The organism is Pseudoalteromonas sp. 19-MNA-CIBAN-0066, assembly GCF_040308705.1.
Classification (GTDB): Bacteria; Pseudomonadota; Gammaproteobacteria; order Enterobacterales; family Alteromonadaceae; genus Pseudoalteromonas; species Pseudoalteromonas nigrifaciens.
Genome location: NZ_JBEONZ010000473.1, coordinates 1 through 220, shown reverse-complemented (window position 1 = coordinate 220; position 220 = coordinate 1). Strand labels below are relative to the sequence as shown.

Here is a 220-nt window from a genome sequence, read left to right as displayed (position 1 = left end):
ATTGGTAGACACAAGGGATTTAAAATCCCTCGACTAACAAGTCGTGCCGGTTCAATTCCGGCCTCGGGCACCACTTTTATATAAAGTGGCAGAGTAATAAAATACTAATTTATAGTATAAGTAAATACCATTGCTTATAGAATAAAATGCGGCACTAGCTCAGTTGGTAGAGCGCGACCTTGCCAAGGTCGAGGTCACGAGTTCGAGCCTCGTGTGCCGC

General features: G+C 44.5%; 1 tRNA gene. It reads left to right on the top strand.

From position 1 onward, the window contains the following. The first annotated feature begins 148 nt into the window (after nt 1-148). Nucleotides 149-220, top strand: a tRNA-Gly gene (locus AAEZ18_RS19875).